Consider the following 7,409-nt stretch of genomic DNA (forward strand, 5'->3'; position numbering starts at 1 on the left):
GGACAATCGAGTCGATCATATCGGACAACGATCAATGTTGCAATGCAACATTTTTCCGATTTTTCATCAAACGTTTGCGAATTGACGATCTCTGAAGAAGCCGCTCCACCCCCGGTCAGCGCCCCGTCGCCACGGCCGGCGCCGGCTGGCCGGCCGCGCGCGCCATCGCTTCTTCGTGGTGCATCAGGTTCATCGCGGTATGCACGAGCGCCACGTGCGAGAACGCCTGCGGGAAATTGCCGACGAGCCGGCCATCGACCGGATCGTATTCCTCGGCGAGCAGCCCGAGGTCGTTCGACAGCGCGAGCAGCCGGCTGAACAGCCGGTGCGCGTCGTCGATCCGGCCGAGCAGCGCGTAGTTGTCGACCAGCCAGAAGCTGCACGCGAGGAACGTGCCTTCGCCCGGCGGCAGGCCGTCGTCGTACTCGGTCGTGCGGTAGCGCATCACGAGGCCGTCGTGCAGCAATTCCCGCTCGATCGCGTCGACCGTGCCGACGATGCGCGGGTCTTCCGGCGGCAGGAAGCCGAGCAGCGGCAGCAGCAGCACGCTCGCGTCGAGCTCGTCGCTGCCGTAGCTCTGGGCAAACGCCTGTTTGCCTTCATGCCATGCGTTGTCGCACACGTCCGCGTGGATCCGGTCGCGCAGCGCGCGCCAGCGGTCGAGCGACGCGGGCAGCCGGAACATCTCCGCCGACTTGATCGCGCGGTCGAACGCGACCCACGCCATTACCTTCGAGAACGTGAAGTGGCGGCGGCCGCCGCGCGTCTCCCAGATGCCCTCGTCGGGTTCCCGCCAGATCTTCTCGAGATGGTCGAGCAGCGAGCACTGGACGGACCACACCGTGTCGTCGGCCTGCAGGCCGCCCACGCGCGCGAGGTGCAGCGCGGCCATCACTTCGCCGAACACGTCGAGCTGGAGCTGGTTCGCGGCGCCGTTGCCGACGCGCACCGGTTTCGAATCCTGGTAGCCGGGCAGCCAGTCGAGCTCCATTTCCGGCAGCCGGCGCTCGCCCGCGATCCCGTACATGATCTGGATCTGCTCGGGCGAGCCGGCCATCACGCGGCCGAGCCACGTGCGCCACGCGCGCGCCTCGTCGTAATAGCCGCCGCGCATCAGCGCGAGCAGCGTGATCGTCGCGTCGCGCAGCCAGCAGTAGCGGTAGTCCCAGTTGCGGTTGCCGCCGATCTTCTCGGGCAGCGACGTGGTCGGCGCCGCGACGATGCCGCCGGTCGGCTCGTACGCGAGCGCCTTCAGCGTGATCAGCGAACGGCGCACGGCGGCCGCGTAGCGGCCCTGCACCTGGCAGCGGCCCGACCATTCGAGCCAGTAGTTCTCGGTGCGCGCGAGCATCGACAGCGGATCGCGCGCGGGCGGCAGCCGCAGGTGCGACGCCGCATAGCTGAGCGAAAACGGCACACGTTCGTCGGCGCTCACCGTGAATTCCGCGAGCGTATGGAGGTTCTTGCCGGTGAGCGGCACCGGCGTGCGCAGCACGACGGTATCGGGGCCGGCGATCGCCTTCATGCCGTCCTCGCGCGTCAGCTGCGTGACCCACGGGATCGAGAAACCGTAGTCGAAGCGCAACACCAGTTCCATGCGCATCTTCATCGTGCCGTGGCGGCCGACGACGATCCTCACCAGTTCGGACCAGCCGTTGCCGGGCGGCATGAAGTCGATCACGGTGACCGCACCGTCGGCGCTTTCGTAGTCGGTTTCGAGGATCAGCGTGTCGCCGCGATAGCGGCGCGTCGTGTGCGTGATCGCGGCGTCGGCGGCCGGCGCGAGCAGCCAGCGGCCGTGCTCGGGCGTGCCGACCAGCGCCGCGAAACAGGCGCCCGAATCGAAGCGGGGCCAGCACAGCCAGTCGACGGAGCCGTCTTTCGAGATCAGCGCGGCGGTGTGGCCGTCACCGACGAGGGCGTAGTCTTCGATCAGGGCGGGCATGGGCAAGCGGTCCTTGGATATTCGAGTTCACGATGCAGGGCTGCGGCGCCCGGGCTTCACGCGCCGGCGTCGCGCCCCGTATACTCGCCCGGGCGGCGGAGCGCATGAACGGCCGGCGTTTCGTCCTATCTCAACACTTGAAGCGACTCGATGCAAGGAGGATTCAATGCCCAACCGTTTACGCGAGCGTGACGCGCGCGCTTCGACACGAGGGTTCCCGCTTAGGTTCGCTCACTGGATGAAAGGTTTCGCGCTCGTGCTTTCCTTGTCCGCGACCCACGCCTTCGCACAACAATCGCCGGCACCGGCCGACGGCGTCTACAACCTGCTCGTCGGCACCTATACGGGGCACGGCAGCGACGGGATCTACGTGTACCGCTTCGATACGAAAACGGGCAGCATCGCGCCCGTGTCGTCGGCGAAGACCGTGAACCCGTCCTACCTGTTGCCGAGCCGCGACGGTCGCACCGTCTACGCGGTCAACGAACTGCCCGGCGACAACGGGCCGGCCGCGCAGCGCGGCGGCATCAGCGCGTTCGGCTTCGATCCGAAGACGGGGGCGCTCACGTTCATCGACCGCGTGTCGTCGGAAGGGAACGATCCTTGCTATCTCGCGCTCTCGCCGGACGGCAAGTACCTCGTCACGGCCAACTACTCGGTCGCGGCCGATCCGGGCGGCAGCTTCGCCGTGTTCCCGATCCGCGACGGCGGCGCGGCCGGCCCGGCCGTGCTGACGGTGCATCACGAGGGCACGGGGCCCGTGAAGGGGCGCCAGGATGGCGCGCACGTGCACTCGACGGTGTTCTCGCCCGACGGCCGCTACCTGTTCGTGCAGGACCTCGGCGCGGACAAGCTCTACGGCTACCGCTACACGGTGGACGGCAGCCGCGGGCTGATCAGCCCGACCGACACGCGCTACACGCCGGTGAAGGCCGGCTCCGGCCCGCGTCACATGGTATTCAGCGCCGACGGCCGGTTCGCGTACGTGACGAGCGAACTCAACGCGTCGGTCGAGGTGTTCGGCTACCGCGACGGCAAGCTGACGCCGGTCGAGACGCTGCCGATGACGGTGCCGGGCTTCAAGGGCAAGGTCGGCGGCGGCGCGCTCCACCTGTCGCCGGACGGCCGCTTCCTGTACGCGAGCAATCGCGGCGACGTGAACGAAATCGTGATCTACGCGGTGAACCAGGCCGACGGCCGGCTGAAGACCGTCGGGCGCCAGTCGAGCCTCGGCAGGACGCCGCGTGAATTCCTGATCGATCCGACCGGCAAGTGGCTGATCGTCGGCAACCAGGACAGCGACACGTTCTACGTGTTCAGCCGCGATGTCGAAACGGGGCAGCTCGGCGCGAATCCGCAGAAGGTCGTGGTCGGCAGCCCGGTCGACTTCAAGCTGGTGCCGGCGGCGCTGTAAATCGCCGTCCATCAAAAAAGGGCGCTGCCGAGGCAGCGCCCTTGTTCGTCCGGGCGGCCGCTTGCGCGGGGCGCCCGGATCGATCGTCGGCGGCCGTGCGGCCGCCATGCTCAGTCGGCCGCCGCCGGCACGAGCACCTCGCGGCTGCCGTTGATGCCCATCGGCGACACCAGTCCGGCCGCCTCCATCTGCTCGACGAGGCGCGCGGCGCGGTTGTAGCCGATGCGCAACTGGCGCTGCACCGACGAGATCGACGCGCGCCGCGTGCGCACGACGAACGCGACCGCTTCGTCGTACAGCGGATCGGCTTCCGCATCCGGCGCTTCGCCGAACAGGTCCTGCGTCGCGCCGTCGGCGGCCGGGCCGTCGAGAATTCCTTCCTCGTACTGCGGCTCGCCGAACTGCTTCAGGTATTCGACGATCCGGTGCACTTCCTCGTCCGCGACGAACGCGCCGTGCACGCGCTGCGGGTAGCCCGTGCCCGGCGGCAGGAACAGCATGTCGCCCTGGCCGAGCAGCGATTCGGCGCCCATCTGGTCGAGGATCGTGCGCGAGTCGATCTTCGACGACACCTGGAACGCGACGCGCGTCGGAATGTTCGCCTTGATGAGGCCGGTGATCACGTCGACGGACGGGCGCTGGGTCGCGAGGATCAGGTGGATACCGGCCGCGCGCGCCTTTTGCGCGAGACGGGCGATCAGCTCCTCGATCTTCTTGCCGGCGACCATCATCAGGTCGGCCAGCTCGTCGATCACGACGACGATCAGCGGCAGCTTCGACAGCGGCTCGGGATCGTCGGGCGTCAGCGAGAACGGGTTGCCGATCTTCTTTTCCTTCGCCTCCGCGTCGCGGATCTTCTGGTTGAAGCCCGCGAGATTGCGCACGCCGACGGCCGACATCAGCCGGTAGCGCTTCTCCATTTCGCCGACGCACCAGTTCAGTGCGTTCGCCGCGAGCTTCATGTCGGTGACGACCGGCGCGAGCAGGTGCGGGATGCCTTCGTAGACCGACAGCTCGAGCATCTTCGGGTCGATCATGATCAGCCGCACGTCCTCGGGCGTCGCCTTGTACAGCAGCGACAGGATCATCGCGTTGATCGCGACCGACTTGCCCGAACCCGTCGTGCCGGCGACCAGCATGTGCGGCGCTTTCGCGAGATCGGTGACGACCGGGTGGCCGGTGATGTCCTTGCCCATCGCGATCGTCAGCTGCGACGCCGAATGCTGGTACTGGCGCGACTCGAGGATTTCCGACAGGCGGATCATCTGGCGTTTCGCGTTCGGCAGCTCGAGGCCCATGCAGGTCTTGCCGGGAATCGTCTCGACGACGCGGATCGACGTGAGGCCGAGGCCGCGCGACAGGTCCTTCATCAGGCCGACGATCTGGCTGCCGCGCACGCCGAGCGCGGGTTCGATCTCGAAGCGCGTGATCACCGGGCCGGCCGATGCGCCGACCACCGTCACCGGCACCTTGAACTCCTGCAGGCGCTGCTCGATGACCTGGGCCGTCTGCGCGAGGTGTTCCTCGGTGATCGTTTCGACGTCGTCGGACGCGGGCTCGAGCAGGTCGAGCGTCGGCAGCTCCACGTTGAACGACGCGGGTGCGTGGAATTCGAACGCGTTCGGGCGCGGCTGGCGCGCGGGCGCCGCCGATGCGTCGGCGGCCGGGGCGCCCGATTCCGCCGGTGCCGGCGGCACGGTGGCCGCGGGAGGCGTTGCGGTCGGAAGCGGCACGGTCGTGGCGGCCGGGATCGTGATGCCGGTTGTCGTGGGCGTCGTGCCGATGTCGGACATGGACCAACTCGCCGGCGCAGCGGCGGGAGCCGGCGGGGTCGTGAACGACGGGGCCTGCGGCAGCGGTGCGGACGCGATGGATTGCGCCGGTGTCGCCGTGTCGACGGATCCGCCCGGCACGGAGTAGGTCGGCAATGCCGAGACCGACGGGGGCGCGGAAGTCGGCGACGCGGCCGGTGCCGTCGCGGCCGGGGCAGCGGCGAAGGAGGCTGGCGCGCCATTTGTCGCGGCAGGCGTGGCGCCGAACGCGGCGGGCGCGGCAACGGCGACCGTGTTCATCGGGGCGAGTGCGCCGGAAGACGGTGTCGGGGCGATGGCAGTGGCAGCGACAGGCGCGGCGCCGGTTGTCGTCTGCGTCGCTCCAGTCGTCGCGGCCGGCACACCGAATGCCGAACCGTCAGGCATGCGGGTGGTCGATGCTGCCGAAGGCGTCGCCGATGCGGTCGACGTTGCGGCCAATGCGCTGCCCGACGAGGCGAAAGACGCGGCGGCAGGCGACACCGGCGTGCGTTGCGCAGGTTGCGATCCGGTTGCGCTGAAGGACGTGCCGGTCGATGCAGGCGCCGTGGCGGCTGCCACGGTCGGCGCGGATGCGAAAGGCTGCGCGGCGGCCGGGCCGGAAGCGCCCGCCGCAGACGTCAGGGCGGAAGCCGCAGCCGCTGCGTTTTGCGCGGCCGCAAAAGGTTGTGCCGTTGTCATGCCGGCAAACGCAGGCGCTGCGGCGACAGGCGTGCTGTTCGGCGTGTTCGCGGGTACCGGCGCGGCAGAACCGGATGCGCTGCCGACGGGCGACGACGCGTCAGCTGCCGAGGTCGTCTGCGCACCAGCGAAGGGCTCAGCGGACAACGGCTTCGACCATGATGCGGAGGAGGCAGCGGCGTCGACGGACGCAGGTTGCATGGCCGCGGCGGCCGGTGTCACCGTTGCCGCCGCCGCCGCCGCCGCCGCCGCCGCCGCCGCCGCCGCCGGTGCCGGTGCCGCCGGTGCCGGTGGCGTGGCGCGTTGCATGCCTGCAGGCAACGGAGCGGTTTCGCTACCGTGCTTTGCTGCCGCGTGCCAGACCGTTCCCGTCACGGCGCCGGCCGGTGCCGTGTTCGACGCGGCCGAGGCTGCCGTCGTCGCTGCTGCGACGGGCACTGCATCGGCACGCGGCTGCGTCGGCGTTGCCGCGATCGACGAAGCGGAGAGGGGAGGCGGCGTGACCGGCTGGACCGGCTTCACGATATCCTGCGTCGCGTGCGCGTGTTCTTTCGCGACGACCGATACGGCGGTATCGGCAAGCGCCGTAGCTTGCGATTGGACCTGGGCGGCAATTCCGGCGGCCGTTGCCGCATCCTTCGCATCGACGGTGCGGCCCGTGGCGCTCACGGTCGACGTGACAGCGGCCGAAGGCGTACCGACCGCTGCGCTCGCGGCCACCGACTCATCCGCGTCCGACGGTGGTGCGGCAATCGGGCTTTCATGCGGCGCGCCGAGCCTGGAAACCGGCGGGCTGACGATGTCTTCCCAAGGCGCAAAGTCGATCGGGGCATCGAATGCCGGCGCGGCTGGTGCATCGGCGCCATGCCGATGCTCGCGGTCCGCGTGACGCGTCGGCGCATCGGTTTCGACGCCAGGATCCGGCATGGCATGCCGCACGGCCTCGTCGAACACCGGAGTACCCGTATCGACAGCAGGCACGCGCACGCCCGGCTCGGCCGGCATGAACGCATCCAGCACGATCGGTGAGTCGTCGGATGGCGTCACGGCCTCGTCGAATGCCACGCCATCCGTATCGACAGCAGGCACGCGCATGCTCGGCTCCGCCGGCATGAATGCATCCAGCACGATCGGTGCGTCGTCGGACGCCGGCGCCGCTTCGTGCGCATCCGGACGCCCTGCGTCCTGGGGCGCGGCCTGGCGCGCGTCCGGAACGACCGCGGCCGGTACGGCCGTCGACGCCGACGCCGACGCGGCGACGCTGCCCGCCGCTGCAACCGCGCCGGCCACGGTCGCCGCGGCGGCCGGCGCTGACGACGCGTCGGCCTGCCGCACACCGTCCAGCGTCGCCCACTGCGCGGTACTGGCTTCGATCGAGCGCAGCGTGTCGTGAACGCTCGGTGCCGGCGTGATCGGCTCCGCGGGCTGTTGCACCCACGCGTAGAGCGGCGCGCGTGCGGGGGCCGGCGGCGCGGGGCGGCGTCGTGCGGCGTCCGGCGACTGGCCGGCGGCGCCGACGCCCGTCACCGGGCGGGCGTGCGTGCGCGGCGGCGTCGCG

Annotated in this window: 3 protein-coding genes; 1 reads left to right on the forward strand and 2 read right to left on the reverse strand. The window is 69.9% G+C overall.

The features are described 5' to 3' along the window. Positions 1-115: 115 nt before the first annotated feature. Positions 116-1,945, reverse strand: coding sequence for a glycoside hydrolase family 15 protein (locus DIE16_RS22755; protein ID WP_044849192.1), 1,830 nt, complete (start codon positions 1,943-1,945; stop codon positions 116-118). A gap of 166 nt (positions 1,946-2,111) precedes the next feature. Between DIE16_RS22755 and DIE16_RS22765 the strand changes: the two genes are divergently transcribed. Continuing rightward, positions 2,112-3,359, forward strand: coding sequence for a lactonase family protein (locus DIE16_RS22765; RefSeq protein ID WP_124487193.1), 1,248 nt, complete (start codon positions 2,112-2,114; stop codon positions 3,357-3,359). A 110-nt stretch (positions 3,360-3,469) separates the two neighbouring features. Here DIE16_RS22765 and DIE16_RS37210 read toward each other — a convergent pair. Next, positions 3,470-7,409, reverse strand: a 3,940-nt coding sequence (locus DIE16_RS37210; protein ID WP_124893459.1) for a DNA translocase FtsK, incomplete at its 5' end; no start/stop codon positions are given.

Origin of the sequence: Burkholderia sp. Bp9090 (assembly GCF_003857985.1) — a bacterium.
Lineage (GTDB): Bacteria > Pseudomonadota > Gammaproteobacteria > Burkholderiales > Burkholderiaceae > Burkholderia.